The 25243-nt window shown below is 69.4% G+C and carries 22 protein-coding genes and 2 pseudogenes; 12 read left to right on the plus strand and 12 right to left on the minus strand.

The features are described from left to right. Nucleotides 1-9 precede the first annotated feature (9 nt). Both ACTMVF_RS40745 and ACTMVF_RS40750 read right to left on the minus strand, forming a co-directional pair. Complete coding sequence (locus ACTMVF_RS40745; RefSeq protein WP_441276148.1) at nt 10-882, minus strand: carbohydrate ABC transporter permease; 873 nt, start codon at nt 880-882, stop codon at nt 10-12. Next, the gene (locus tag ACTMVF_RS40750; protein WP_441276149.1) at nt 876-1871 is read right to left on the minus strand and encodes an ABC transporter permease; all 996 of its coding nucleotides are present in this window, start codon (nt 1869-1871) and stop codon (nt 876-878) included. Before ACTMVF_RS40750 ends, ACTMVF_RS40745 begins: the two co-directional genes overlap by 7 nt. Nucleotides 1872-2029: 158 nt before the next feature. On the opposite strand from ACTMVF_RS40750, the gene ACTMVF_RS40755 reads away from it, so the two are divergent. Next, nucleotides 2030-3061: an acetylxylan esterase gene (locus tag ACTMVF_RS40755; RefSeq protein ID WP_441276150.1), complete on the plus strand. Its 1032-nt coding sequence runs from the start codon at nt 2030-2032 to the stop codon at nt 3059-3061. Between the two features lie 27 nt (nt 3062-3088). Here ACTMVF_RS40755 and ACTMVF_RS40760 read toward each other — a convergent pair whose 3' ends face one another. The 6 genes and pseudogenes from ACTMVF_RS40760 to acnA form a co-directional block, all read right to left on the minus strand. Next, nucleotides 3089-3961 carry a transferase gene (locus tag ACTMVF_RS40760; RefSeq protein WP_441276151.1) on the minus strand — a complete coding sequence of 291 codons (873 nt, stop codon included), beginning with the start codon at nt 3959-3961 and terminating at the stop codon, nt 3089-3091. Next, complete coding sequence (locus ACTMVF_RS40765) at nt 3958-5223, minus strand: glycosyltransferase family 4 protein (RefSeq protein WP_441276152.1); 1266 nt, start codon at nt 5221-5223, stop codon at nt 3958-3960. The genes ACTMVF_RS40760 and ACTMVF_RS40765 overlap by 4 nt, the downstream gene beginning before the upstream one ends. A 143-nt stretch (nt 5224-5366) precedes the next feature. After that, the gene (locus ACTMVF_RS40770) at nt 5367-6461 is read right to left on the minus strand and encodes a lytic polysaccharide monooxygenase auxiliary activity family 9 protein (RefSeq protein ID WP_441276153.1); all 1095 of its coding nucleotides are present in this window, start codon (nt 6459-6461) and stop codon (nt 5367-5369) included. Nucleotides 6462-6716: 255 nt separating this feature from the next. After that, entirely contained in the window at nt 6717-8270 is a 1554-nt protein-coding gene (locus ACTMVF_RS40775) for a sensor histidine kinase (RefSeq protein ID WP_441276154.1), read from the minus strand. Beyond that, nucleotides 8267-8443, minus strand: a pseudogene (locus ACTMVF_RS40780) (winged helix-turn-helix domain-containing protein); the annotation flags it as partial. The gene ACTMVF_RS40775 and the pseudogene ACTMVF_RS40780, both read right to left, overlap by 4 nt. A 268-nt stretch (nt 8444-8711) precedes the next feature. Then, a complete protein-coding gene (gene acnA / locus ACTMVF_RS40785; protein ID WP_441276155.1) occupies nt 8712-11429 on the minus strand; it encodes an aconitate hydratase AcnA in 2718 nt (905 codons plus the stop codon). A 299-nt stretch (nt 11430-11728) separates the two neighbouring features. On the opposite strand from acnA, the gene ACTMVF_RS40790 reads away from it, so the two are divergent. The 7 genes and pseudogenes from ACTMVF_RS40790 to ACTMVF_RS40820 form a co-directional block, all read left to right on the plus strand. Next, complete coding sequence (locus ACTMVF_RS40790) at nt 11729-12424, plus strand: hypothetical protein (RefSeq protein ID WP_441276156.1); 696 nt, start codon at nt 11729-11731, stop codon at nt 12422-12424. Between the two features lie 105 nt (nt 12425-12529). Continuing rightward, nucleotides 12530-13174, plus strand: coding sequence for a class I SAM-dependent methyltransferase (locus ACTMVF_RS40795; protein ID WP_441276157.1), 645 nt, complete (start codon nt 12530-12532; stop codon nt 13172-13174). Between the two features lie 564 nt (nt 13175-13738). Further along, complete coding sequence (gene argG, locus ACTMVF_RS40800) at nt 13739-15193, plus strand: argininosuccinate synthase (RefSeq protein WP_441276170.1); 1455 nt, start codon at nt 13739-13741, stop codon at nt 15191-15193. A 314-nt stretch (nt 15194-15507) separates the two neighbouring features. Continuing rightward, nucleotides 15508-15705, plus strand: coding sequence for a DUF4236 domain-containing protein (locus tag ACTMVF_RS40805; protein WP_441276158.1), 198 nt, complete (start codon nt 15508-15510; stop codon nt 15703-15705). Nucleotides 15706-15770: 65 nt separating this feature from the next. Continuing rightward, entirely contained in the window at nt 15771-17300 is a 1530-nt protein-coding gene (locus ACTMVF_RS40810) for a helix-turn-helix domain-containing protein (protein WP_441276159.1), read from the plus strand. 549 nt (nt 17301-17849) lie between these two features. After that, nucleotides 17850-18116: a hypothetical protein gene (locus ACTMVF_RS40815; protein WP_441276160.1), complete on the plus strand. Its 267-nt coding sequence runs from the start codon at nt 17850-17852 to the stop codon at nt 18114-18116. Between the two features lie 121 nt (nt 18117-18237). After that, a pseudogene (locus tag ACTMVF_RS40820) lies at nt 18238-18618 on the plus strand (Mu transposase domain-containing protein); the annotation flags it as partial. A gap of 267 nt (nt 18619-18885) precedes the next feature. Here the strand turns inward: ACTMVF_RS40820 and ACTMVF_RS40825 are convergent. Next, nucleotides 18886-19470: a PadR family transcriptional regulator gene (locus ACTMVF_RS40825; RefSeq protein WP_441276161.1), complete on the minus strand. Its 585-nt coding sequence runs from the start codon at nt 19468-19470 to the stop codon at nt 18886-18888. A 110-nt stretch (nt 19471-19580) separates the two neighbouring features. On the opposite strand from ACTMVF_RS40825, the gene ACTMVF_RS40830 reads away from it, so the two are divergent. The 4 genes from ACTMVF_RS40830 to ACTMVF_RS40845 all read left to right on the plus strand — a co-directional run bounded on the left by ACTMVF_RS40830 (nt 19581) and on the right by ACTMVF_RS40845 (nt 23124). Then, a complete protein-coding gene (locus tag ACTMVF_RS40830) occupies nt 19581-21212 on the plus strand; it encodes a carboxylesterase/lipase family protein (RefSeq protein WP_441276162.1) in 1632 nt (543 codons plus the stop codon). 401 nt (nt 21213-21613) lie between these two features. Then, nucleotides 21614-21916, plus strand: coding sequence for a hypothetical protein (locus ACTMVF_RS40835; RefSeq protein WP_441276163.1), 303 nt, complete (start codon nt 21614-21616; stop codon nt 21914-21916). Nucleotides 21917-21999: 83 nt separating this feature from the next. Continuing rightward, nucleotides 22000-22311 (plus strand): ArsR/SmtB family transcription factor, encoded by a 312-nt coding sequence (locus ACTMVF_RS40840; protein WP_441276164.1) that lies wholly within the window; start codon nt 22000-22002, stop codon nt 22309-22311. Nucleotides 22312-22659: 348 nt separating this feature from the next. Next, nucleotides 22660-23124, plus strand: coding sequence for a Fur family transcriptional regulator (locus tag ACTMVF_RS40845; protein WP_441276165.1), 465 nt, complete (start codon nt 22660-22662; stop codon nt 23122-23124). Nucleotides 23125-23259: 135 nt separating this feature from the next. Here ACTMVF_RS40845 and ACTMVF_RS40850 read toward each other — a convergent pair whose 3' ends face one another. From ACTMVF_RS40850 to ACTMVF_RS40860, 3 genes are all read right to left on the minus strand, one after another. Then, the gene (locus ACTMVF_RS40850; protein WP_441276166.1) at nt 23260-24141 is read right to left on the minus strand and encodes a metal ABC transporter permease; all 882 of its coding nucleotides are present in this window, start codon (nt 24139-24141) and stop codon (nt 23260-23262) included. Then, on the minus strand, nt 24138-25004 hold the full coding sequence (locus ACTMVF_RS40855) for a metal ABC transporter ATP-binding protein (RefSeq protein WP_441276167.1): 867 nt from the start codon (nt 25002-25004) through the stop codon (nt 24138-24140). Before ACTMVF_RS40855 ends, ACTMVF_RS40850 begins: the two co-directional genes overlap by 4 nt. A gap of 11 nt (nt 25005-25015) precedes the next feature. Beyond that, the coding region (locus ACTMVF_RS40860) for a metal ABC transporter solute-binding protein, Zn/Mn family (protein WP_441276168.1) at nt 25016-25243 on the minus strand (228 nt) is incomplete at its 5' end.

The following is a 25243-nucleotide window of genomic DNA, read 5'->3' on the forward strand; positions in this document are numbered from 1 at the left end:
ACTCCTTTGTTAGCCCTTGACCGCGCCGAGCATCACGCCCGAGACGAAGTAGCGCTGGACGAACGGATAGACACAGAGGATGGGCAGCGAGGTCAGCACGATCGTGACCGCCTGGATGTTCGCCCCCACCTGGCTGAGCTGTGCGTCGGCGGCACCGGCGTTGCCGCCCGTGGTGGCGCCGGAGATGAGGTTGCGCAGATAGACGGTGACCGGCATGAGCTCGGACTTGTCCAGGTAGAGGAAGGCGCTGAACCAGGAGTTCCAGAAGGACACCGAGTAGAACAGCACCATCGTCGCGACGACCGCCTTCGACAGCGGCAGCACGATCCGCAGCAGGATGCCGTACGTGCTCAGGCCGTCGATCTGCGCGGCCTCCTCCAGTTCGGTCGGCAGGTTCTCGAAGAAGGCCTTCATCACCAGGAGGTTGAACACGCTGATCGCGTTGGGGAGCGCGATGGCCCAGACGCTGTTCTTCAGGCCGAGGCTGGTGACCAGGACGTAGTTGGGGATCAGGCCGCCGGTGAAAAACATGGTGAAGACGGCGATGCCGACGAGTACGCCGCGTCCCTTGAGGTGCTTCTTCGACAGGACGTAGGCGTAACAGGTGGTCAGGATCATGGCGACGGTGGTGGCGACCACCGTGTACAGCACGGTGTTGCCGTAGTTCCGCCAGAACATCGAGTCCTGGAACACGATCTTGTATGTGGTGAGGTTGAACCCCTCGGGCCACAGCGTCACTTCACCGGCCCGGATCTGCCGCTCGGAACTGAAGGAGCGGGCGACGATGTTGGCGAACGGATACAGGGTGACGAGCACGACCAGGGTGAGGATGACGCCGTTGACGCCCTGGAAGACACGGTAGGAACGGCTCGGCTTCACCACAGGCTCGTCCCCACTGTGCGGCGTGAGAGCTGGTTGGCGGACGTGATCAGCACCAGGCCGATGATCGCCTCGAAGAGCCCGATGGCGGCGGCGTAGCTGAAGCTGTTGGACTCCACGCCCGCGCGGTACAGATACGTCGAGATCACGTCGGCGGTCGGATAGGTCAGCGGGTTGTACAGCAGCAGGACCTTCTCGAAGCCGACCGCCATGAACGTGCCGATGTTGAGGATCAGCAGCGTGATCATGGTCGGGCGGATGCCGGGCAGGGTGACGTGCCAGATCTGCTGCCAGCGGTTGGCGCCGTCGATGCGGGCGGCCTCGTACAGGTCCTCGTCGATGGTGGTGAGCGCGGCGAGGTAGAGGATCGTGCCCCAGCCGGCGGTCTGCCAGATCTCCGAGCCGACATAGACCGTACGGAACCACTCGGGTTCCTGGATGAACCGGATCGGGTCGTGGCCGAACCACCCCAGGACGTGGTTGACCGGTCCGTCCGTGGCGAGCATCTGCATGGTGATGCCGGCGACGATCACGATCGACAGGAAGTGCGGCAGATACGACACCGACTGCACGAACCGTTTCAGCGCACGTCGGCGCACCTCGTTGAGCAGCAGCGCGAGCACGATCGGGATCGGGAAGCAGAAGACGAGCGTGAGTCCGCCGAGCCACAGGGTGTTGCGGAACACCTGCCAGAAGGTCGGGTCGTTGAGGAACATCTGGACATAGCGCAGCCCCACCCACTCCTCGCCGAAGATCGATCCGCCCGGCTCGAAGCGCCGGAAGGCGATCACGTTGCCGATCATCGGCAGATAGCGGAAGACCAGGAAGAACAGCAGCGGCAGCACGGCCAGCGAGTACAGCTGCCAGTCCCGGCGCAGCGCCCGCCGCCAGCCGGTGCGCACCGGCCGCCGCCCGCGGCGGGGTGGGGCCTTCGTCGGCGGCGGCCCCTTCGTGCCGGGCGGTGGAGCCGACGTGGTGGAGGTGCTGCTCATGCGGTGGCCTCCCCGTGGCACCGAAAGTTTCGGAGTCGTACCGGCAACTTTGCGGCGAGGTTAGGGGCGGGTGTAATGGCTGTCAATGGGGCTGACAGGGAAGGTCAGTTGGGGAGGCCGTTACCGGGGCGAGTCAAGGACCACGAAACATTCTGCTGTTGAGGCGCAACAATCGGAGGCCGTCGTTACCCGCGTTCGATCTGCCGCTCAAGCAACTGGAGCACTACCGTCCGGACCCCCAGGAGCCCGCCGACTTCGACGAGTTCTGGCACGACACCCTCAAGGAGGCCGCGCAGCCGGAGGTGTTGGTGTCGGCGCACCCGGTGGAGACCGGCCTGTGGCTGACCGAGACGTGGGACGTGACGTTCCGTGGGTTCGGCGGTGATCCGGTGCGGGCTTGGTTCAGCAGGCCGGCCGGGATGCGCGGTCAGCTGCCCGCGGTCGTCGAGTACGCCGGCTACGGCCGTGGCCGCGGCCTCCCGCACGAGCGGCTGACCTGGGTGAACGCCGGATACGCGCATCTGCTGATGGACAACCGGGGCCAGGGCGACCAGTACGGCAACGGTGGCGCCACCCCGGACCCGCACGCCACGGCGCCGGGCGGCCCGGGTCCGGCGGTGCGCGGCCTGCTGTCCCCGCGGGACCACCACTACCGCCGCCTGATCACGGACGCCGTACATGCGGTCGCGGCACTGCGCACACTGCCGGGCGTGGACGCCGCACGCATCGCCGCCGTCGGCAACAGCCAGGGCGGCGGGCTCGCCCTGGCCGTCGCGGGACTGGTCCCCGACCTCGCGGCGGTCCTGGTCACCGCCCCGTTCCTGTGCGGCATCCGGCGCGCACTCGACCTCACCGACGCCTCGCCCTACGGCGAGATCGCCGCGTACCTCTCCGTGCACCGGGGCGCCGAGCGGGCCGCGTACGACACGCTGTCCTACCTGGAGGGGATCGCCTTCGCCCGACGCGCCCACGCGCCGGCCCACTTCGGGGTCGGCCTGCGCGACACGGTGTGCCCACCGAGCGGGGCGTACGGCGCCTACAACCGCTATGCGGAGCTGTCGGGCGCCGATCCGCGCAAGGAGATCCACGCCTATCCGTTCAACGGCCATGAAGGCGGCGACGCGGTGCATGTGCGCCGCCAACTCGACTGGCTGGCAGCCGTGTCGGGCTTCAGCGCACAGCGAGCGTGAAGACGTGGAGGTCGGTGTCGTCGGTCCTCACTCCGTCGCGGCGGCCACCTCCACGGACAGGTCGTTGTCGACCGTGTAGTAGGGACGCACGGTGGCATCGCCGACCACGGCGGTCGGATAGACGAAGATCTCCTTGCGGTCCGCCACGTCGTCCAGCAGCCGGCCGATGCGGATCACCGGGGCTCCCGCATCGGAGCTGGGCTGGACGGAGAGGTCCCAGACGCGGGTTCCGGCGGCGGGGCCCGAGCCGCGGTCGGTGGCCAACTCCTCGTAGTCCACGGTGCAGGAGAACGCCCGGCCGTCGCTCTCGGCCTGCGGCTCCAGCGTCCGTACGACGCCGCCACCGCCCCGCAGGCGCAGCCGTACGGCGGCTGCCTCGGTGAGCGTGGCGCCATGCAGCCGGGCCCTGACCGTCATCGACCGGTCCCTGACGTCGATGCCCTCGACCTCCGCATGGGCGGTGCGCAGCCAGGCCCGCACCGCGAGGTAGCCGTCCTTGGTGGTGTACGGGACGCGCACGGCCACGGGTGACGGCCGGTCACGGGTGTGCCCGTCGACGAGGGCGCGCTGGTCACGCAGGCCGGGGCGCAGGCGCTGCCGTGCCGCTCCGGGTTCGGGGAGCAGGTACACGTCCCACCGGCCCTCGGCGAGTGCGGGCTGCGGCTCCAGGACGGCGCGCAGGCGGCCGTCGTCCAGGGGCTCCGGATCGAGCACCTGCAGGAGCTTCTCGGGTTGGCCCTTCTTGGGGCGCAGCCGCAGCAGCAACTGGGGCGACTGGGGGGCGGCGTTCGCCGGTCGCTGAAGGAGGAAGGTGATCCGGCCGTCCGCGTCGGTCGTGCAGTGGACCCGAAGGTGGGTGTCCCGGGTGGTGTCGGGTGTCGTACCCGGTTTTGTGTTCATCGACGTCCCCTTCGTACCGTGCGCAGGGCGCCGGAGGCCGCCGCATACGCGGCGTCGCGTGCGGCGAAGCCCTGGCTGACCAGGGCGCGATGTATTCGGCCGCGTGGCGGTGCGACCGGTTGCTCGGCCTTGCGGGCCGAGATCGCCTCGTCGATCAGGCGCTCCGCCTGCTCCACGACCGGGGCGGGGGCGAACCGCCGCGCGTTCTCCATCGCCGTACGCCCCATCTGCCGGCGTCGCTCGTCGTCGCGGACCAGGTCCAGCAGCGCGGCGCCCAGCGCGTCCCGGTCCCCGACCGGGACCAGCCGGCCGTCGACGCCGTCGTCGATGATCTCGCCGGGTCCGTACGGGCAGTCGGTGCTCACCACCGGCAGGCCGCAGCGCATCGCCTCGACGATGGTCATGCCGAACGGCTCGAAGTTGGACGCGGCCGCGCCGATCGAGCCCTTGACCCACTCCGCCTCCATGGGGGCGGCAGCGCCCATCAGGTAGACGTTCTCGCTCAGGCCGAGACCGTGGACGAGCTGCCGCAGCCGGGCGTGCTCCTCCCCCTTGCCGTAGATGCGCAGGTGCCAGTCCGGGTGTTCGGCGGCGACCAGGGCGAAGGCCTCGATGAGCAGGTCGTAACGTTTCACCGGGACCAGCCGACCGGCCGCGACCACCACCTTCGCGGTGCCGTCCGCCGCGGGCAGCACCGGGTCGGGGACGCTGTTCGGGAGCGCCGCCACCCGGACGCCGGGCAGCCGCATCTTGCGCCGGTAGGCGGCGGCGTCCGCCTCGGTGACCGTGGTGAGCACGTCGAGCCGGCGGTACGCCCGGCGCAGTGCGGTGCGCAGCCGGGGCGGATGGTTGTCGAGGGTGAGGTGCTCCTGCCCGACGCGGACGACGCGCTCCGGCGCCTGGAGCGCGAGGTGCACATTGAGCCCCGGCCGGGTGCCGATGACGACGTCGGCCTCGATCGCCGCCAGACACTCCCCGATCCGCTGGTCGGTCAGCTCGCTGTACTGCTGGTAGCGGTACTCGGCGACGGGAAACACCCTTGCCGGCCTCAGATGCAGGGGGTGTTCCTTCTCGTGGCGCAGATCCACCAGAGGCCTTAAGGACACTCTCGGGTCCAGGGTGAAGTTCGGGTGTTCCCGGTGGCGCAGCACGGAGACGATCTCCACCTCGTGCCGCTCGGCCAGCGCCTGGGCCAGATTGAACGTGGTGGTGATCGTGCCTCCGATCCCGTAGGCGTTGTGCAGCAGGAAAGAGATCTTCATGGCGGGCTAGACCTCGCCCGCCTCCTTCAGGTTGCCTGCCGTTATCGCTTTGTTCTCCGGTCAATCACCCCTTCGACAGGCCTCGGGCGACAGGCCCGGTGGACGACGGCTCAGCGCCCACCGGGCCCGCCCAGAACGGCGGTTCAGCCCACCCGGCAGGGCAGGGTCGCCGTACTGTCTCCGCCCGAGCCGGAGACGACGTACCCGAACGTCGTGCTCTGACCAGGACTCAGTGATCCGTTCCAGTGGGCGTTGTGGACCATCACGGCCTGGCCGTTGTAGGTCGCGTTGCCGCTCCACAGGCTGTCGACCTTCTGGCCGGCGGGGAGCGTCCAGTCCACCATCCAGCCGAGCATCGGGACGTCGCCGGTGTTGGTGATGGTCACCTCGGACTGGTAGCCACCGTTCCAACTGCCGGTCGTGCGGCGGGTGGCGGAGCACTCGCCGGGCACCGGGTCGGTGGGGTTGCCGGGCTCCTTGATGCCGGTCACCTCGCCGTTGCCGCCGTCGAAGACGATGTCGGAGCAGGAGTAGAAGGTTTCCTGACTGTCGGAGCGCTGCCAGACCATGTAGATGATGTGGCGGCCCGACTTGTTGTCAGGAAGCTTTCCCGTCCAGGAGTAGTTGGCCTCGACCGTGCCCGGGGAGCCGTTGAGCGGCGGGTGGTCGACCGAGAGGAAGGGCTGCTCCTCCATGTCGTCCCAGGTGAGGGTCTGGGTCGGATCGAAGCCGTCCTTGGTGATGTAGACGTAGAACCAACCCGGGTGCGCGGCCCAGGCGTTGTAGGAGAAGTCGACCGTCGCACCCGAGGTGAGGTGGGTGAGCGGCCAGTCGTCGCGCGGCACGTTGAAGCCGGTGAAGTTGGTGTTGCCGCCGCTGCACAGCTCGCCGTCCGGCACGAAGCCACGGGTGCGGCCGGCGCCGTCCGAGCGGAGCACCGAGAACCAGTTGTAGAACGGCGTTGTACCGCTGATCTGTTGGGCCGCCCTGCAGGCCGGGTTGACCGGCTTGATCTCACCGGTGTCGGTGAGGCCGTCCTGCCAGCACAGGAAGGTGCGGCTGCCCGGTTTCATGGGGGTGCCGTGGGCCTCCGCCTCACCCCCGGTACTCATGACGAGGGCGACGGCCGGGATGGTCGCGAGCAGGGAGACGAGGACGAGGAACAGGGCTCTGGCACGGGTGGGGAGAGTTAATCGGCGGGGCGGCGGCGCGGTCGCCCCTGAGTTTGTCAGGATCATGACACTCAGTCCGTTCCTTCAGGCACGGGCCGTGCGGATGCGGGTGTGGGTGTGCGGGTGTACGTGCGGATGCGCGGGGCGGGAGCGGGCCCGGGGTGGCGGGTTCCGGTCCACCACTATGGGAGCGCTCCCACCCCGTCTGCTGCGGAAGGTAGCGCCGTCCGGCGCGGATGTAAACGCCTGGCGCACCAGAACCGCACCGGGGTCGCTACGGTCCTGCGGGAGCGGTCAGGGGTTGCGGAGGTCGCGGGACCCTCAGGGGTTCCGGGCGAGCACCGGTGTGGACGGCGCCGGGGTCGGCACGGACGGGCCCGACACCGTGTCGAGGAGCGGCGGTTCGGCTCCCATGGGCGGCAGTTCGATGGTGAACTCCGTACGGCCCGGCTCGCTCGCCACGTCGATACGGCCGCCGTGCGCGGAGACGATCGCCGCCACGATGGCGAGGCCGAGACCGGATCCGCCGTTGTGCGGGCCGCTGCGCGCCCGTGAGGTGTCGGCGCGGGTGAAGCGGTCGAAGACCTGTGGGAGGAGCCCGGGCGGAATGCCGGGGCCGTCGTCCCGCACGCGGATCACGCAGCGGTCGGGGTCGGCCTCGACGGAAGCGACCACTGTCGTGCCCTCGGGGGTGTGGACCCGGGCGTTGGCCAGCAGGTTGGCCACCACCTGGTGGAGCCGGGCCTCGTCCCCCAGGACCGGCGCCGGGGCGTCCAGGCGGAGTTCGAGCTGCCAGTCGTGCCCGTCCCCGGCGGCCCGCGCGTCCCACACCGCCTCGGCGACCAGCGCCGCCATGTCCACCTCCGTGGACTGCAGCGGGCGCCCCTCGTCCAGCCGGGCCAGCAGGAGCAGGTCCTCGACCAGACCCGTCATACGGGCCGACTCGGCGGAGACCCGGCGCCAGGCGAGCACCGGCTCGGTCCGGTCGGTGCCGCGGTTCATGAGTTCGGCGTAACCGGCGATCGAGGCGAGCGGGGTGCGCAGTTCGTGGCCGGCGTCGGCGAGGAAGCGGCGCATGCGTTCCTCGGTGCGCTGACGGGCGGTGAGGGAGGACTCGACGTGGTCGATCATGCGGTTGAGCGCGGCGCCGACCTGGCCGGCCTCGCTGGCGGGGTCGGTGTCCCGGGCCGGGACCCGGGTGAGGCCGGTGACCTCGCCGCGGTCGAGCGGCGCGCGGGAGACCTCGGCGGCGGCGGCGGCGACCCGGCCGAGGGGCCGCAGCTGGCGTCGTATGACGACGGCGCACACGCAGCCCGCGACGGTGAGTCCGACGCCCGCGACGACCGCCTCCATCACGACCAGGCCGCTGATCATGTCCTGTACGTCGTCCATCGGCAGCCCGGTCAGCACCCGCACGCCGTCGCTGTCGAGCGCGGTGATCCGGTAGGTGCCGAGGCCGGGCACGGTCCGGGTGTGCTTGCGGCCGTCGGCCTCGATGCCGGTGAGGGCCGCGCGCTGGGCGCCGGTCAGGTTCCGCGGGGCCGCGTCCTGGCCGACGACCTCGGCGGAGAGGATGTCGCCGTCGTCGTCGAACCGGGCGGCGAGCAGGCCGGCCGGATGCCCGTTCTCGTGGAGGAAGCCCAGGTTGTCCGCGAGGTCCGGGTGGAGCAGGGCCCCGCCCGGGCTGCGCTCGGCGGCGTTGGTGACCCGGTCGTCCAGGTTGCCCAGCAGATAGGCGCGTTGGACGAACACGGTGGTGAGCGCCATCGCTGCGCACACGGCGACGAGGGTGGCGCCGATGAAGAGGAGCAGCCGGGTACGCATCGAGCGGGTGCGCGGCCTCGGCCACGGCCTGCGGGAAGTCACCGTGCTCATCTCCCGTCCTCCGCCGGCCTGATGGCGTACCCGAGCCCGCGCACCGTATGGATCACCGGCGCCCGGCCCTTGTCGATCTTGCGGCGCAGACTGGAGATGCAGACCTCGACCAGGTTGCCGCCGCCGTCGAAGGAGCTGCTCCAGACGTGGTCGAGGATCCGGGACTTGCTAAGCGCAGGCCCGCCGGCCCGCCTCCTCGACGGCCACGGGGAGCACGTCGGTGAGCGCAGGCTCGTCGTCGACGATGAGCAGACGCGGCCGTTTCGGAACCCGGTGGTGGCGGTCATGTCCCGATCCTGTCCCCGTCCGCTGAGGGAATCCTGGGTTCCACCTGAGGGTGGGTGATGACCTGGGATTTTTCCGCGTGAGCACGACGAAGGCACGGCAAAGGGCCGCACCCCCGTCACGGGGGCGCGGCCCTCAAGTGGCCTGTGGGAAGGCCTACTTCCGGATCAGGCTGCGCAGCACGTACTGCATGATGCCGCCGTTGCGGTAGTAGTCGGCCTCACCGGGGGTGTCGATGCGGACGACCGCGTCGAACTCGACGCCCGTGTCGGTGGTGACCTTGACCGTGCTCGGGGTGGTGCCGTTGTTCAGCTCGGTCACACCGGTGATGGAGAAGGTCTCCTCGCCGGTCAGGCCGAGCGAGTCGGCCGACTGGCCCGCCGGGAACTGCAGCGGCAGGACGCCCATGCCGATGAGGTTCGAGCGGTGGATGCGCTCGTACGACTCGGTGATGACGGCCTTGACGCCGAGGAGCGCGGTGCCCTTCGCGGCCCAGTCGCGGGACGAGCCGGAGCCGTACTCCTTGCCACCCAGGATGACCAGCGGGGTGCCGGCGGCCTGGTAGTTCTGCGAGGCGTCGTAGATGAAGGAGACCGGGCCGCCCTCCTGCGTGAAGTCACGTGTGTAGCCGCCCTCGGTGCCCGGCGCGATCTGGTTGCGCAGGCGGATGTTGGCGAACGTACCGCGGATCATGACCTCGTGGTTGCCTCGGCGGGAGCCGTAGGAGTTGAAGTCACGACGCTCCACACCGTGCTCGGTGAGGTACTTGCCGGCCGGGGTGTCGGCCTTGATGGCACCGGCGGGCGAGATGTGGTCCGTAGTCACCGAGTCGCCCAGCTTCGCGAGGACACGGGCGCCGGTGATGTCGGAGACCGGGGTGGTCTCCATCGTCATGCCCTCGAAGTACGGGGGCTTGCGGACGTAGGTCGACTCGGCGTCCCACTCGAAGGTGTCACCGGTCGGGATCGACAGCGCCTGCCACTGGGCGTCACCGGCGAACACGTCCTCGTACGACTTCGAGAACATGTCCTCGCCGATGGCGTTGGCGACGACGTCGTTGACCTCGGCCTCGGAGGGCCAGATGTCCTTGAGGAAGACCGGGTTGCCGTCCTGGTCGGTGCCGAGGGCGTCCTTGGTGATGTCCACCTTCATGGAGCCCGCGATGGCGTACGCGACGACCAGCGGCGGGGACGCCAGGTAGTTCATCTTGACGTCGGGGTTGATACGGCCCTCGAAGTTCCGGTTGCCGGAGAGGACCGAGGTGACCGCGAGGTCGTGGTCGTTGACGGCCTTGGAGACCTCTTCCGGCAGCGGGCCGGAGTTGCCGATGCAGGTGGTGCAGCCGTAGCCGACGAGGTTGAAGCCGACCTTGTCCAGGTACGGCGTCAGACCGGCCTTGTCGAAGTAGTCGGTGACGACCTTCGAACCCGGGGCGAGGGTGGTCTTGACCCACGGCTTGCGGGTCAGGCCCTTCTCCACGGCCTTCTTCGCGACGAGCGCGGCGGCGACCATGACGTACGGGTTGGAGGTGTTGGTGCAGGAGGTGATGGCCGCGACCGTCACCGCACCGTGGTCGATCTCGTACGTCGAGCCGTCGGGGGCGGTCACGGTGACCGGGTTGGACGGGGCGCCGTTCGGGGCGACGGCCGGGGCGTCGGAGGCCGGGAAGGACTCCTGGCCCGCCTCGTCCACGCTGTCGACGTAGTTGCGGACGTCCTGCTTGAACTGCTCGGCGGCGTTGGCGAGGACGATGCGGTCCTGCGGACGCTTCGGGCCGGCGATGGAGGGAACGACCGTGGAGAGGTCGAGCTCCAGCTTCTCGGAGAAGTCCGGCTCGGCCTTCGGGTCCAGCCAGAGGCCCTGCTCCTTGGCGTACGCCTCGACGAGCGCGAGCTGCTGCTCGGAACGGCCGGTCAGCTTCAGGTACTTGATCGTCTCGCCGTCGATCGGGAAGATCGCGGCGGTGGAGCCGAACTCCGGCGACATGTTGCCGATGGTGGCGCGGTTCGCGAGGGAGGTGGCGGCCACACCCTCGCCGTAGAACTCGACGAACTTGCCGACGACACCGTGCTTGCGGAGCATCTCGGTGATGGTCAGCACGAGGTCGGTGGCGGTGGTCCCGGCGGGCAGCTCGCCGGTGAGCTTGAAGCCGACGACGCGCGGGATGAGCATGGAGACCGGCTGGCCGAGCATCGCGGCCTCGGCCTCGATGCCGCCGACGCCCCAGCCGAGGACGCCGAGGCCGTTGACCATGGTGGTGTGGGAGTCGGTGCCGACGAGGGTGTCGGGGTAGGCCTGGCCGTTACGGACCATGACCGTGCGGGCCAGGTGCTCGATGTTCACCTGGTGGACGATGCCGGTGCCGGGCGGGACGACCTTGAAGTCGTCGAAGGCGGTCTGGCCCCAGCGCAGGAACTGGTAGCGCTCCTTGTTGCGGCCGTACTCCAGGTCGACGTTCTGCTTGAAGGCGTCGGACGTGCCGAACTTGTCGGCGATGACGGAGTGGTCGATGACCATCTCGGCCGGCGAGAGCGGGTTGACCTTGGCCGGGTCGCCGCCGAGGGCCTTCACGGCCTCACGCATGGTCGCGAGGTCCACGACACAGGGCACGCCCGTGAAGTCCTGCATGATCACGCGGGCCGGCGTGAACTGGATCTCCTGCGACGGCTGGGCCTGGGAGTCCCAGCTGCCGAGGGCGCGGATGTGGTCGGCGGTGATGTTCGCGCCGTCCTCGGTGCGGAGGAGGTTCTCCAGCAGCACCTTCAGGCTGTAAGGCAGGCGCGCGGCGCCCTCGACCTTGTCCAGCCGGAAGATCTCGTACGACTCGTCGCCCACCTGCAGCGTGCTGCGGGCGTCGAAGCTGTTCGCCGACACGACAGTCTCCTTCATTGATGTGCGCGTACTCACCACGATCCTGCCGCCACGGCGTCTTGGCCGATCCGCTAAGGTAAGGCTAAGTTAGGTAGCCCTTACCGGGGTGGCGGCTGCGGTGCACCTCGGGCAGATATCTCGATGTCGAGATAACTCTAGTACATGGGGGCGGGATGGTCATGCCCGGCCTTCCTGTTGTTCTCTCGCAGCGGAGGTCGAGCGTTGCCATCGAAGGTCGGTGACCGCCAGGTTTTCTCACCGAAGGTTGACTGATCGTTTGGGGCCGGCCGTCCGGGGAGGCGGTGGGTGAACCGGTACGCGCATACGGCGACCCCGTACTCAGCGCCTTTGACCTGGACTTCTTCAATGACGGTCGGCGTCGCCGTACGGCGTTGGGCGCTGGGCGGAGCGTCCGGTTCGAGGATGTGCCGCGGGTACGCGGGTTCCGCCGGCACAGGGGTGACCGCAGCTTCCCGGGCTGGTACTACGCGGTGACGACCGGCGGCCATGTGGGCTACGAGTCGCGGCTGGAGCGGGACCGCCTGGCTTTGCTGGACTTCGCCCCGCCGCGGGAGGTTCCGCTGGCGATGCTGCTGGATGATGAGAGCTTCGAGGTGCTCAGCAGCCCGGTGCGGATGCCGCTGCCACCGGTGTCGCTGCTGGAGGCGCTTGCGGAACACGCGCGGGAGGAGCATCCGGACTCACAAGGCCCGCAAGCAGGCAGCCTGGACATGACCCTGCCCATCCCATACGACGCACTTGGGGGCGACCCGACCGTCCGGTGGATCGCTGGGCGGCGGAATGTTCCGCGCCAGACCTCGTGGAACCGGTCCGCCCTCACCGAGCCGGTCAAGGCACGGATCAACTCGATGATCGTGAGCGGAATGGGCCCGAAGGAGATCTGGACAGAGCTGATGGACGTCCACGACACCTCGGTGTCCATGGGCAGCCTGCAACGACAGACCGCCCGACGGCACCCCACGACGTGGCGCAGATGACCGGCTGTCCCCTCTCGAAGGATCCGGCCCCCGTCTCAAGTGGCCTGGCCTGATTCATCGTTGATCCGGTTCGTCATCCTGGTCACTCGACTACTGTGCCGGGCCATGAACACGGACGGCTGGTTGGCAGACACCCAGACCTCCTACGACAGGGTCGCGGTCGACTATGCCGACCGAATCCGCGAGGCTCTGGCCGAGAAACCGTATCTTCGGGCGACTCTGACCTTGTTCGCAGACTTGGTCCACGCCGCTGGCGCCGGACCGGTGGCGGACGTGGGGTGCGGGCCTGGACACGTCACCGCCCACCTCCACGAGCTGGGTGTGGATGCTTTCGGCATCGACCTTTCCCCCGTGATGATCGACGTCGCTCGGCGTGACCACCCTCGCCTGCGGTTCGAAGTGGGCTCGATGACGGACCTCGCCCTCACCGATGCTTCGGTCGCCGGCCTGCTCGCTTTTTGGTCGTTGATTCACATCCCCGACGATGCCGTCCCCACGGTCTTCGGGCACTTCCGGCGGGTGTTGCGTCCCGGCGGACCGCTTCTGCTCGGCTTTCACGTCGGCAACCAGTCGAAGCTGAAGACCCAGGGCTACGGCGGTCACCCGATGAACGTTTACGTCCACCGCCGCCAGCCTGACAAAGTGGCGGCCTGGCTACGCGATGCCGGGTTCACGGTCGAGGCCCAGATGCTGCTCGACCCCGACGACAGCGTTCCAGGGGCGGTCCTTTTCGCGCGCCGTCAGTCCTAGACACGTCAGTGGTCCAGCTTCGGCCGACCACATTCAGTGACCGTGCCCATCGGCCGCATCCCCACCGCGCCGACGACCGCGGACGCCGACAGTGGCCGACCACCTGCCTTGCCCCTCATCCCTCTCCCCACCAACGTCCGTCCCCGGCTCGGCGACCGCTCCACAAAACCGGCCGGAGACCCCAACTGAGCCGCCTCGCCGCCTCAGCGGACGCTCGACGGAGGTCCTGACGAAGACCCTTGCGGATGCCGACCCAGCCGCCGAACCGCCCCCCTCCGCGCTCCGCCCTCCGCCTTCAACACCACCCAGCATTGAATGACAACGGCCACAACATCACGTCGCTGATCAAGCACAACGCCCGGAGGAACAAGTACGGCCTGCGACAGATCGCCGATACAGGCCGGTCGAGAGCGCGCCCAGCGAGGGCGAATCCTCCGGATCGGCCCCGTCGGCCTGCCGCGCGCGCGGCTCGGACCCACCCCGAACGGCCTCCCCAGCTCCGCTGAAACGAGGCCTTCCACACAGCCCTTTGCATGATCATGCGGAATCATGCATACTCTTCCTATGTCCAAGGTCCTCACCTCCCTCCCCACCGGCGAGCGCGTCGGTATCGCCTTCTCGGGCGGTCTCGACACCTCGGTCGCGGTCGCCTGGATGCGCGACAAGGGCGCCGTCCCGTGCACCTACACCGCCGACATCGGCCAGTACGACGAGCCCGACATCGCCTCGGTGCCCGGCCGCGCGAAGACCTACGGCGCCGAGGTCGCGCGCCTGGTCGACTGCCGGGCGGCGCTGGTCGAGGAGGGCCTGGCCGCGCTCACCTGCGGGGCGTTCCACATCCGCTCGGGCGGGCGGGCGTACTTCAACACCACCCCGCTCGGCCGCGCCGTCACCGGCACCCTCCTAGTGCGAGCGATGCTCGAGGACGACGTCCAGATCTGGGGCGACGGCTCGACCTTCAAGGGCAACGACATCGAGCGGTTCTACCGCTACGGCCTGCTGGCCAACCCGAACCTGCGGATCTACAAGCCCTGGCTGGACGCGGACTTCGTGACCGAGCTCGGCGGCCGCAAGGAGATGTCGGAGTGGCTGGTCGCCCACGACCTGCCCTACCGGGACTCGACGGAGAAGGCGTACTCCACCGACGCCAACATCTGGGGCGCCACCCACGAGGCCAAGACGCTGGAGCACCTGGACACCGGCGTCGAGACCGTCGAGCCGATCATGGGCGTGCGGTTCTGGGACCCGTCGGTCGAGATCGCCGCCGAGGATGTGACGGTCGGCTTCGAGCAGGGCCGTCCGGTCACCATCAACGGCAAGGAGTTCGCCTCCCCCGTCGACCTGGTGATGGAGGCCAACGCCATCGGCGGCCGACACGGCCTGGGCATGTCGGACCAGATCGAGAACCGGATCATCGAGGCCAAGAGCCGCGGCATCTACGAGGCGCCGGGCATGGCCCTGCTGCACGCCGCCTACGAGCGCCTGGTCAACGCGATCCACAACGAGGACACCCTCGCTCAGTACCACAACGAGGGCCGGCGCCTGGGTCGCCTCATGTACGAGGGCCGCTGGCTGGACCCGCAGGCGCTGATGATCCGTGAGTCGCTGCAGCGGTGGGTCGGCGCGGCGATCACCGGCGAGGTCACCCTGCGTCTGCGGCGCGGCGAGGACTACTCGATCCTCGACACCACCGGCCCGGCGTTCAGCTACCACCCGGACAAGCTCTCCATGGAGCGCACCGAGGACTCCGCGTTCGGCCCGGTCGACCGGATCGGCCAGCTCACCATGCGCAACCTCGACATCGCCGACTCGCGCGCCAAGCTGGAGCAGTACGTCGGCCTCGGCCTGATCGGCACCGGCAGCCCCGCCGTCGGCGCCTCCCAGGCGGCCGCGACCGGGCTGATCGGCACCATGTCGGAGATGCCCGAGGGCGGCGCGGAGGCCATCGCCTCCCGCGGCGAGGTCTCCGAGCAGGACGCCCTGCTGGACCGCGCCGCGATGGAGTCGGGCACGGACTGACCGGCGACGCCGAGCGAGGCTCGGTGACCCGAGGGGACGGACCACAGACCGGTGAGGCTGGCTCGACGCACACAGCGTCGAGCCGGCCTCACCGGTCTTTCTCCACCTGCTCACATGCCCCCCTCCTCACCGCGCTGCGGCCCGCCAAGGGGACGGGGGAACTCGGCACGGCTACGCCCTCATCCCGCCATCCCCCTGCACTCAGCCGAAGGGGTGGCATCAATCACCTTCGAGGAGCCGGTGAAGTTCTGCCATCAGTTCGCCCTGTCGGGGTAACCGAGGAACACACACCTCGACCTCGGAGGGAGGCGTCCATGCCCCTCACATTCCGCAAGAGCTTCCGGATCCTGCCCGGAGTGCGGCTGAACATCAACCGCCACTCCTGGTCCATCACCACCGGCGGCAGGCACGGCCCGCGACGCACTCACAGCAGCACGGGACGTCGTACGACATCGATGGATTTGCCCGGACCTTTCGGGTGGCGGCGTACCCGTGCCACCAGGCGACGTTGACGGCCCGTCACCCGAACGGCCCCCCTGGGAATGTGCCATCTCATATCTGAGATAACCTCAACCTCATGGCAGACGACTACCTCGTACGCATCGGCAAGCTCATCCGTGACGCCCGGCAACACCGAGGCTGGACACAGACGCAGCTGGCCGAGGCGCTCGGCACCTCCCAGAGCGCCGTCAATCGCATCGAGCGCGGCAACCAAAACATCAGCCTTGAGATGATCGCCCGAATCGGTGAAGCCCTGGACAGCGAGATCGTGTCCCTGGGATACGCCGGCCCGATGCATCTGAGGGTCGTCGGTGGACGTCGACTGTCCGGTTCCATCGACGTCAAGACCAGCAAGAACGCCTGCGTGGCCCTGCTGTGCGCCTCGCTGCTCAACAGGGGGCGCACGGTGCTGCGCCGGGTCGCCCGTATCGAGGAGGTCTACCGCCTGCTCGAGGTCCTCAACTCCATCGGTGTGCGCACCCGTTGGATCAACGACGGCGTCGATCTGGAGATCGTGCCGCCGGCCGAGCTGAACATGGCGGCGATCGACGCAGAGGCCGCCGTACGCACACGGTCCATCATCATGTTCCTCGGCCCGCTGCTGCACCGAATGACCCACTTCAAGCTGCCGTACGCCGGCGGCTGCGACCTCGGTACGCGGACCATCGAGCCGCACATGATCGCGCTGCGCCGGTTCGGCCTGGACGTGGCGGCGACCGAGGGCCAGTACCACGCCATGGTCGACCGTGACGTACGCCCCGACCGCCCGATCGTGCTGACCGAGCGCGGCGACACCGTGACCGAGAACGCGCTGCTGGCCGCCGCGCGGCACGACGGCGTGACGGTCATCCGCAACGCGTCCTCCAACTACATGGTCCAGGACCTGTGTTTCTTCCTGGAGGCGCTCGGTGTCCGGGTCGAGGGCATCGGCACCACCACGCTCACCGTGCACGGCGTGCCGACCATCGACGTGGACGTGGACTACTCGCCGTCCGAGGACCCGGTAGAGGCGATGAGCCTGCTGGCCGCCGCCGTGGTCACCGAGTCGGAGCTGACGGTGTGCCGGGTGCCGATCGAGTTCCTGGAGATCGAGCTGGCGGTCCTGGAGGAGATGGGGCTCGACCACGACCGTACGCCCGAGTACTTCGCGGACAACGGCCGTACGCGGCTGGTGGACCTCACCGTCCGCCCCTCCAAGCTGGAGGCGCCGATCGACAAGATCCACCCGATGCCGTTCCCCGGCCTGAACATCGACAATGTCCCCTTCTTCGCGGCCATCGCCGCGGCCGCGCAGGGCAAGACACTGATCCACGACTGGGTCTACGACAACCGCGCGATCTACCTGACCGACCTCAACCGCCTCGGCGGCAGGCTGCAGTTGCTGGACCCGCACCGCGTCCTGGTCGAGGGCCCCACCCGCTGGCGTGCCGCCGAAATGATGTGCCCGCCGGCGCTGCGGCCCGCCGTGGTCGTCCTGCTGGCGATGATGGCGGCGGAGGGCACGTCCGTCCTGCGCAACGTGTATGTCATCAACCGCGGTTACGAGGACCTCGCCGAGCGGCTCAACTCCATCGGGGCGCAGATCGAGATCTTCCGGGACATTTGATCCGCGGATGCCGCCGCGCCCCGTCTGACCTGCGTGAGGCGGGTCAGGAAGGGGTGGGGCGGCATCTCTGGGACTCCGCTGGGACTTTGGGGCCGGGCCGGGTTTGTCGCCGGCCAACGGCACGGGAGCCTCGTGCGTTGCGCGTCCTGGCCCCGTCACTCGGTCAGTGGGCACGCTGAGGCGTGGTCGCACAACGAGACGAGAAGCGCGGCTTGGTGAGGACAGGCCCGTTGCTCGCAGTCGCCCGCTCGGCGGCGGGGACGGGAGGGGTCCCGGTCGTGGCGGGGTTCCATGGCGACCATGATGCGTAGAAGAACGCCATCCACCACCGTGGCCGCCGTTGTTGCCGCTGTCGTGTTCGCCGCTCTCACGTCGTGTTCCTCGGATTCCTCGGACGGGTCCGCCGAGGGCAGGCCCACCGGGTCCGGCTCCGGGTCACCCGCGTCCGACCCCACGTCGGCTCCCACAGAGACGGCCACGCCGTCGCCCTCGCCGACCGGGCCCTGTGCTGACGGGACGTGCGAGATCGAGGTCGCCGTGGGGGACATCGTGACAGTGCCGGAAACGTACGGCCTCGGGCCGATCGAGGTGACGGCAATCACCGGCGGCGAGGTCGAGATGGTCGCGCGGCTGACGGGCTCGGGCTTCAGCGTTTCGGGCTGTTCCGGTGGCGGCGGCGTGTCGTCGGAGGGCGGAGGCGGCGTCAGGCTGAGCTGCGGTGAGGGACCCGCCGCGACCATCAACGACGCCATGAGCCTGGACGTCGTCGAGATCCTCGACACCACCGCCGCCCTCCGTATCGCACCTGCCGGGTGACGTACGGCTCGACCCATGGGGCAGGGCTCCCTCGCGGTCGTACAAGGGTGCCTGTCACGCAGGGACGGTGCCGAGAGAGCTGGGGGCCGTGGGCGCGGGCGTCGCCTGGCTCGGCATCGCCCCGGTGCGGCTGATCGGACGGCAGGTGCGGGTCCTGCTGCACGCCTCCGAAGTGGTCATCTACGACGGCCGCACCGAGGTCGCCCGGCACGAACGGCTGGTCGCCAAAGGCGGTGTCCGCCTCGAACTCGGCCACTACCTGGAGGCCCTGCTGCGCAAGCCCGGCGCCCTGCCCGGAGCCACCGCGCTGGATCAGGCCCGCGCCGCCGGGAGGTTCACGCCGGTGCACGACGCCTGGTGGAAGGCGGCACGCAAAGCGCACGGCGACGCCGAGGGCACCCGCACGCTGATCGAGGTCCGGCTGCCGCACCGGCACATGACCCACGAACACGTGGTGGCCGGCATCGCCGCCGCCCTGCAGGTGGGCGCCCTGACCACGGACGACGACCACCCGGCCTCAGCGCGCGCAACACCGCCATGCTCGAATCCGCGGCCGACCTGCCGCCCGTCGTCATCAGCGACCTGTTCGGCAGCGCCCCCGCACCTCACACAAGTGGGCCCAGTACGCGCAGGACAGCTGGGCGGACTACCTCGCCTCCTGCCAGACGACCGGAGGCGAGAAGGACTGATGCCCTGGGCCTGGCTCGGGGATCCGAGCAGGGCCCGCGACCCGCTGAGCAGGCGCCAGTCTGCGGAAATGGGCCTGTGATCACGATCCGGCGGGCGGCCGAGGTCGCCCCGTTTTCTCGGTGAGTTCGATCAGTGTCTGTTCCAGCCAGCGCACGTGTGCGTCCAGGGCGTGGTCCTTGTAGTCGTGGACATGATCCAGGATCTGGGCCATCCGAGGTTGGTCGATACCGGGCAGCCAGGGCTCGTCGCGGACTTCCCGGGCCCGGAACCTGTCCCTCTGGGCGCGGCGCGCGCTGAGTTCGGTCTGTACGAGGCGGACGTGCTCGTCGTGGTCGAGGAAGATCGCGAAGGTGTAGCGGATCAGGAATTCCGGGTCGCCGAAGTCGGGTGATGGCGTGTACGGGACGGCCAGGCGCTCGCGCAGTTCACGCTCGCCGGTTTCCGTGGCGACGTACACCTTGGCATCCGGTCGGCCTTCGTTGTGCTGCACGCTGTAGCGGACCCAGCCGTCGGCGCACATGCGGTTCAGTGTCCGGTACACCTGGCTCTGCTGTGTGCGCATGCGGAGCATGCGGCCCATCTCGCTGTCCAGCCAGCGCTTCAGGTCGTATCCCGTACAGGGACGCATGGCCACCATTCCGAGCAGTACGTGCTCGAGCTTCACCTTGGTTACGCCCCCTTTACATATGGCACTAGTCACCTATGCCACTTTGCCCTTACTCTCACGATGCCCGAGTCGTCCCCGCCGGGCCACCCATAGCACTGGGAGACCCTATGTCCCTGACCTTGAGACCCCGGCCCCGACTGCTCCGGAGCCTGATATCCCTCGCCGCCGCCGCTCTGGCGCTCACCTGCGTCCCCGCTCTGGCGAGCCCGCACAGCCAGGCCGGATCAGCGGTCGGTTCCGAACGCTCTCTTCTCGTTCGCACCGCCCAGGGCGTGGTTCGCGGGGAGAGCACCGCCGAAGGACGGCAGTTCCTCGGCATCCCCTACGCCGCCGCGCCCACCGGCGACCTGCGCTGGCAGGCCCCCCGCCGCCCGGCGAACTGGAAGGGCGTCCGGGACGCCACCCAGTACGGCGACTACTGCGCGCAGAACACCTTCTGGGCGCCCGGCTACGAAAAGCAGCACACCACCGAGGACTGCCTCGACGTCAACGTGTACACGCCGGCCGCAGCCGCCCGCTCCTCCCGGCTGCCTGTACTGGTCTGGATCCACGGCGGCGGCAACGTCGGCGGAAACGCCCGCGACATCGTCCCCGATACCTTCGCCCGACGAACGAACAGCATCGTCGTCACCGTCGACTACCGGCTCGGTGCCCTCGGCTTCCTGACCCTTCCCGGAACCACCGGCAACTTCGCACTGCTCGACCAGCAGCAAGCGCTGCGCTGGGTGCGGTCGAACATCACAGCCTTCGGCGGCGACTCCCGGCAGGTCACGCTGGCCGGCGAGTCGGCCGGCGGCGGCGCGGTCTGCGCCCACCTCGCCTCCCCCTCCAGTCGGGGGCTGTACCACGCGGCCATCATCCAGAGCGGTGCCTACTTCGACTGCGCGGGCAGTACTCGAGAAAAGGCCGTCGCCACCGGACTCGCCTTCGCCAAGAAACTCGGCTGCACCGACCCTGCGACCGCCGCCAACTGTCTGCGGGCCAAGCCTGCCAAGGCCATCCTCGACGCACAGAGCGGCACCGGCATCGGGACTTGGAACTACACCGTCGGCGGCCGCGAACTGCCCCTCCAGCCCGCCGATGCCTTCGCCTCCGGCAGAGCCTCCCACGTCCCCGTCCTCAACGGCGCCAACAGCGACGAGGGCCTGGTCTTCTCGTACGACAGCTTCGACCGCTGGGGCAACCCCCTGACCGCCGACACCTACCCCAAGGCTCTGGCGTCCGCCTTCGGCGACGACACGGCCGCCAAGGCCCTGGCGCGCTACCCGCTCAGCGCTTACCAGCGTCCCGGCTACGCCTACGCCGCGGCCTTCGGCGACCAGCTCTTCGCCTGCCCCGCACTGCGCACCAGCGCACGCCTGGCCGACCGCGGGCAGGTCTACGCGTATGAGTTCGCCGACCGCACCTCCCCGCTGTTCGCCTCCCTGCCGCAGAACGCCGACTTCGATTTCGGCGCGACGCACGCGGCCGAACTCAACTATCTGTTCAAGCCGTACGGCATCAGCGCCTCCCTCAATGCCGAACAACGCGCCCTGGCCGACCAGATGACCGCCTACTGGGGCTCCTTCATCCACGGCTTGGCCCCGAGCGCCCCCGGCCAGCCCGCCATGCCGGACCGGACCTCGGTGCCTGGTGAAGTGCTTCAGCTGCGGACCATCTCACAGGGGGGCAATTCCGCCGCGTCGGATCTCGCGGCTGCACACAACTGCGACTTGTGGGACGCCGTCGCCACCCCCTGACCGGCATCCGTTCCCCGCGCCAACAAGCGGGGAACGGTCACACCGCCCACGGGGAGTGACCTTCACCGGGCTTCATCGCCGCAGGCGAAGGCCACTTGTGAACACCCCCAGGGTGCGCCCACCGCCGTCCTGGGCGCAACGACGGCCGGAGCCGCCGCCGTCTGGCAGGTCGGTGTCCTGCGGGCCGCGGTCTGGACGGCACGCGGCCTGTGCGTCCCGGCCCACAAGTCAGGGGACCCAGCCATGATTTGAAAGCCATTCCATACGCCCTCGCCAACTCCCGCACAACGGACCGGACGGACGACACCCCCATGACTCATGCATGAATTGCCATATGTTAATGTCTGGATCTGTAGCCCGCAGATCATCACGGGCAACTCGAAGCCCAGCAAGGAGCGCTCATGACCACCGCCACCGACCATCGCGCACACGAGAACCACACCCACACCCACGGCGAGGACTGTGGCCACGTCGCCATCCCGCATGGCGACCACACCGACTACGCCCACGACGGGCACATCCACCGGCTGCACGAGGACCACGTCGACGAGTGCGCCACGGACGGTCACGCCGTCCACGAGGACCACGACCACCAGCACGGCGAGGGGTGCGGTCACGTCGCCATCCCGCACGAGGACCACACCGACTACGTGCACGACGGGCACCGCCACGCCGCTCATGCCGGACACTGGGACGATCACTGACATCTGCGTCCGACCGACAGCGCATCGGCCGGACGCCGGGGAAACCAGAACTGGAAATCGTTGCCATATGCTAATGTGTGCATATGTCAACAGCTTCCCCTTCCCCGACGGACGACCCGGCCCCGGACCTGCAGGCCGCCAGTGACCTGCTGCGCGCCCTGGCCTCGCCCGTGCGACTGGGCATCGTGCACGAACTGTCCGGCGGCGGGAAGTACGTCCATGAGCTGGTGACCGCTCTGGGCGTGAGCCAACCGCTGGTCTCCCAGCACCTGCGGGTGCTGCGCGGCTCCCGGATCGTCACCGCCCGGCGCCAGGCGCGCGAGACCCAGTACAGCCTCACCGACGACCACGTGGCACACATCGTGCTGGACGCGATCCGGCACGCGCAGGAGTAGCGACCGCGCCCGCGCGACACGGGCACACTCGACGGCCGCCCGGCCTCTCGCCGGGCGGCCGCCGCCGTTCCGACCCCCGACTCCCCCTCGGGACTCACATGGGGCCGTGCGCCTTCCGATCCGGGGGGATCCGCCTTGCATGCCTTCACACGCGCCGCGACGCCGATCGACAGGGGCCACCGACGGCCGCCAAGATCACCAATCCCGGCTACGGCTTCCTCGGTACCGGCAGCCAGGTGTGGCTACTGCCCTACGTCACGACACATGATTCAGCGTTCATATGGACATGGCTTTCGTTTTCATTTAGCTTGAGGGTATCGATTAGGCACTGCCAGGAGGTGATGTGCCGTGGGCGGCCGGACCACCCGGCAACGAATGGCTGTCATGCGGGCACTCGCGGGCCGCCAGGACTTCGTGTCCGCCCAGGAACTGCACGCCCTGCTTGTCGCGGACGGCGTCCCCATCGGCCTGACCACTGTCTACCGCGCCCTGCGCGACCTGGAGACGTCGGGCGGCGCGGACGTCGTACGCGACGACGCCGGCGAACGGCTCTACCGGACCCGCCCCGCCGAGGGCCACCGCCACTACCTGCTGTGCCGCGCCTGCGGCCGCAGCCGCCCCGTGGACTCGGACGTCGTGGAGGAGTGGGCCGGACGCATCGCCTCCGACACCGGCTACGCCGCGGTCGAGCACACCGTCGAACTCACCGGCATCTGCACCGCCTGCCAGCCCTCCGGGGACGAAGAAGAACCGCCGTGCCACTGGGAGCGCGCTCCGGACAATCCGGGCCGAGCCCGCAGCTGCGCGAGCTGAAGGAAAGACCGTGCGCGCCCTGCTCGGCCTCGACGACGACACCGCCGTGATGGTCCCTCAGCTCGCCCGTGCGGACGTGGCACCGGCCTCACGGGCCCGCCTGCTCGTGTCCGAACCCGAGGGCGCGTCTGACGGTCAGCCGGGCTCGGGAGCGGTTCGTGCGGCTCCCCACTGCCGGGTCCGATAGGTGCCCACCAACCTGCACACGATGTAGATCGTGAACGAGATCGTGGTGACATACGGGCTGATGGGAACGCTGCCGCCCAGGGCCAGCAGGATCCCGCCCTCGATCGAGGCCACCGCGAACACCACGCTCAGCACGGGAAGCAGCACCGGCGAGGCCGTGATCCGGGCCGCGGCGGCCGCGGGCGTGACCACGAGGGTGAGGACCAGCAGCGCGCCGACGATCTGCACGGACAGTGCGACGGCGAGGCCCAGCACGATCATGAAGGCGAACGACAGCCCCCGTACCGGAACGCCCCGTGCCTCGGCCACCTCCGGGTCGGCGCTGGCGAAGGCGAGCGGCCGCCACATCACCGCCAGCGCCACGAGCACCACCGCCGATGTGCCGAGCAGCCAGGACATCTGCGGGGTGTCGACGGCGACGATCTGCCCGGTGAGGATGCCGAACTTGTTCGCCGCCCGGCCCTTGTACAGGGCGAGGAAGAGCACGCCGAGGCCGAGGCCGAACGGCATGAGGGTGCCGATCACCGAGTTGCGGTCCCGGGCGCGGGAGCCGAGCAGGCCGATCGCCCCGGCCGCGATCAGGGAACCGACGATCGAGCCGCCCACGATGTTCACGCCCAGCAGGAGCGCGGCCGAGGCGCCGGCGAAGGACAGCTCGCTGATCCCGTGCACCGCGAACGGCAGGTCCCGCATGATCACGAACACGCCCACCAGGCCGCCGATCAGGCCGAGCGCGGCGCCGGCGATGAGGGAGTTGCGGACCAGGGCGAGCAGTTCGCCGTAGTTGTCGAAGTTGAAGATCTGCTGCCAGATCCCCTCGGCGAGGGTCATGACCGTACTCCGTGCTGCGGTTCGGGGTGGTGCGGGGGCTGCGCCACCTCGTCGGGCACGCCCACGACCGTGATGCGGTCCCGGACGCGGATGACGTCGACCTGGGTGCCGTACAGCTGCGACAGCGCCTCGGAGGTCAGCACCTCGTCGGGTGTGCCGACCCGGTAGCCGCCGCGGGCGAGGTACAGCACGCGGTCCACCAGTCCCAGCACGGGGTTGATCTCGTGGGTCACGAAGACCACCGCCGTGCCGTGGGAGCGGCGCCGCGCCGCCACCAGTTCCGTCACGGCCCGCTGGTGGTGCAGGTCGAGGGAGAGCAGCGGCTCGTCGCACAGCAGGATGCGCGGGTCGGTCGCGAGCGCCTGGGCGATGCGTACGCGCTGGCGTTCGCCGCCGGAGAGCAGGCCGACGGGGACGTCCGCGTACGCGGCGGCCCCGACCGCGGCGAGGACCTCGTCCACCCGGCGGCGTACGGCGCCCGTGCGCAGCCGGGGCCCGAAGCCGTGCCCGTCGATGCCGAAGCGGACCAGGTCCCGGGCGCGCAGCATGGCGTGCGCGGACAGGGTGGCCTGCTGCGGGACGTAGCCGATGTGCCGGCTGCCCTTGTGGGGCGGACGGCCCAGGACCGTCAACGTCCCTGCGGACAGCGGCCGTTGCCCCAGCAGGGCGCGTACGAAGCTGGTCTTGCCCGATCCGTTGGGGCCGAGCACGGCCAGGAACTCGCCCGGCCGCACGTCGAGATCGAGGCCCTGCCACAGCACGCGCTCACCGTAGGACAGGGCCGCTCCGCGCAGGCTGATCACCGAGGCATGCGCACCCTGGTCCCCGGTCCTGCTCTCACGGGCACGCGGCACGGCGGACATGTCGGGGCGCCTCACTTGGCCAGCGCGTTCGCGAGGGCGTCGACGTTGGCGGTCATCCAGCCGAGGTAGTCCTCGCCCTTGGGCAGGGTCTCGGTGACGGGGACGACGGGAATGGCTGCGGCCTTGGCCGCCTGCTGGACCTTCTCGGTCTGCGGGCCGGAGGTCTGCTCGTTGTAGACCAGCGCGTTGACCTTCTTGCCGGTGAACAGCGCCAGGGTCTCCTGCAGGGTCCTCGGGGA

It is taken from the genome of Streptomyces sp. SD31 (genome assembly GCF_052068475.1).
Lineage (GTDB): Bacteria > Actinomycetota > Actinomycetes > Streptomycetales > Streptomycetaceae > Streptomyces.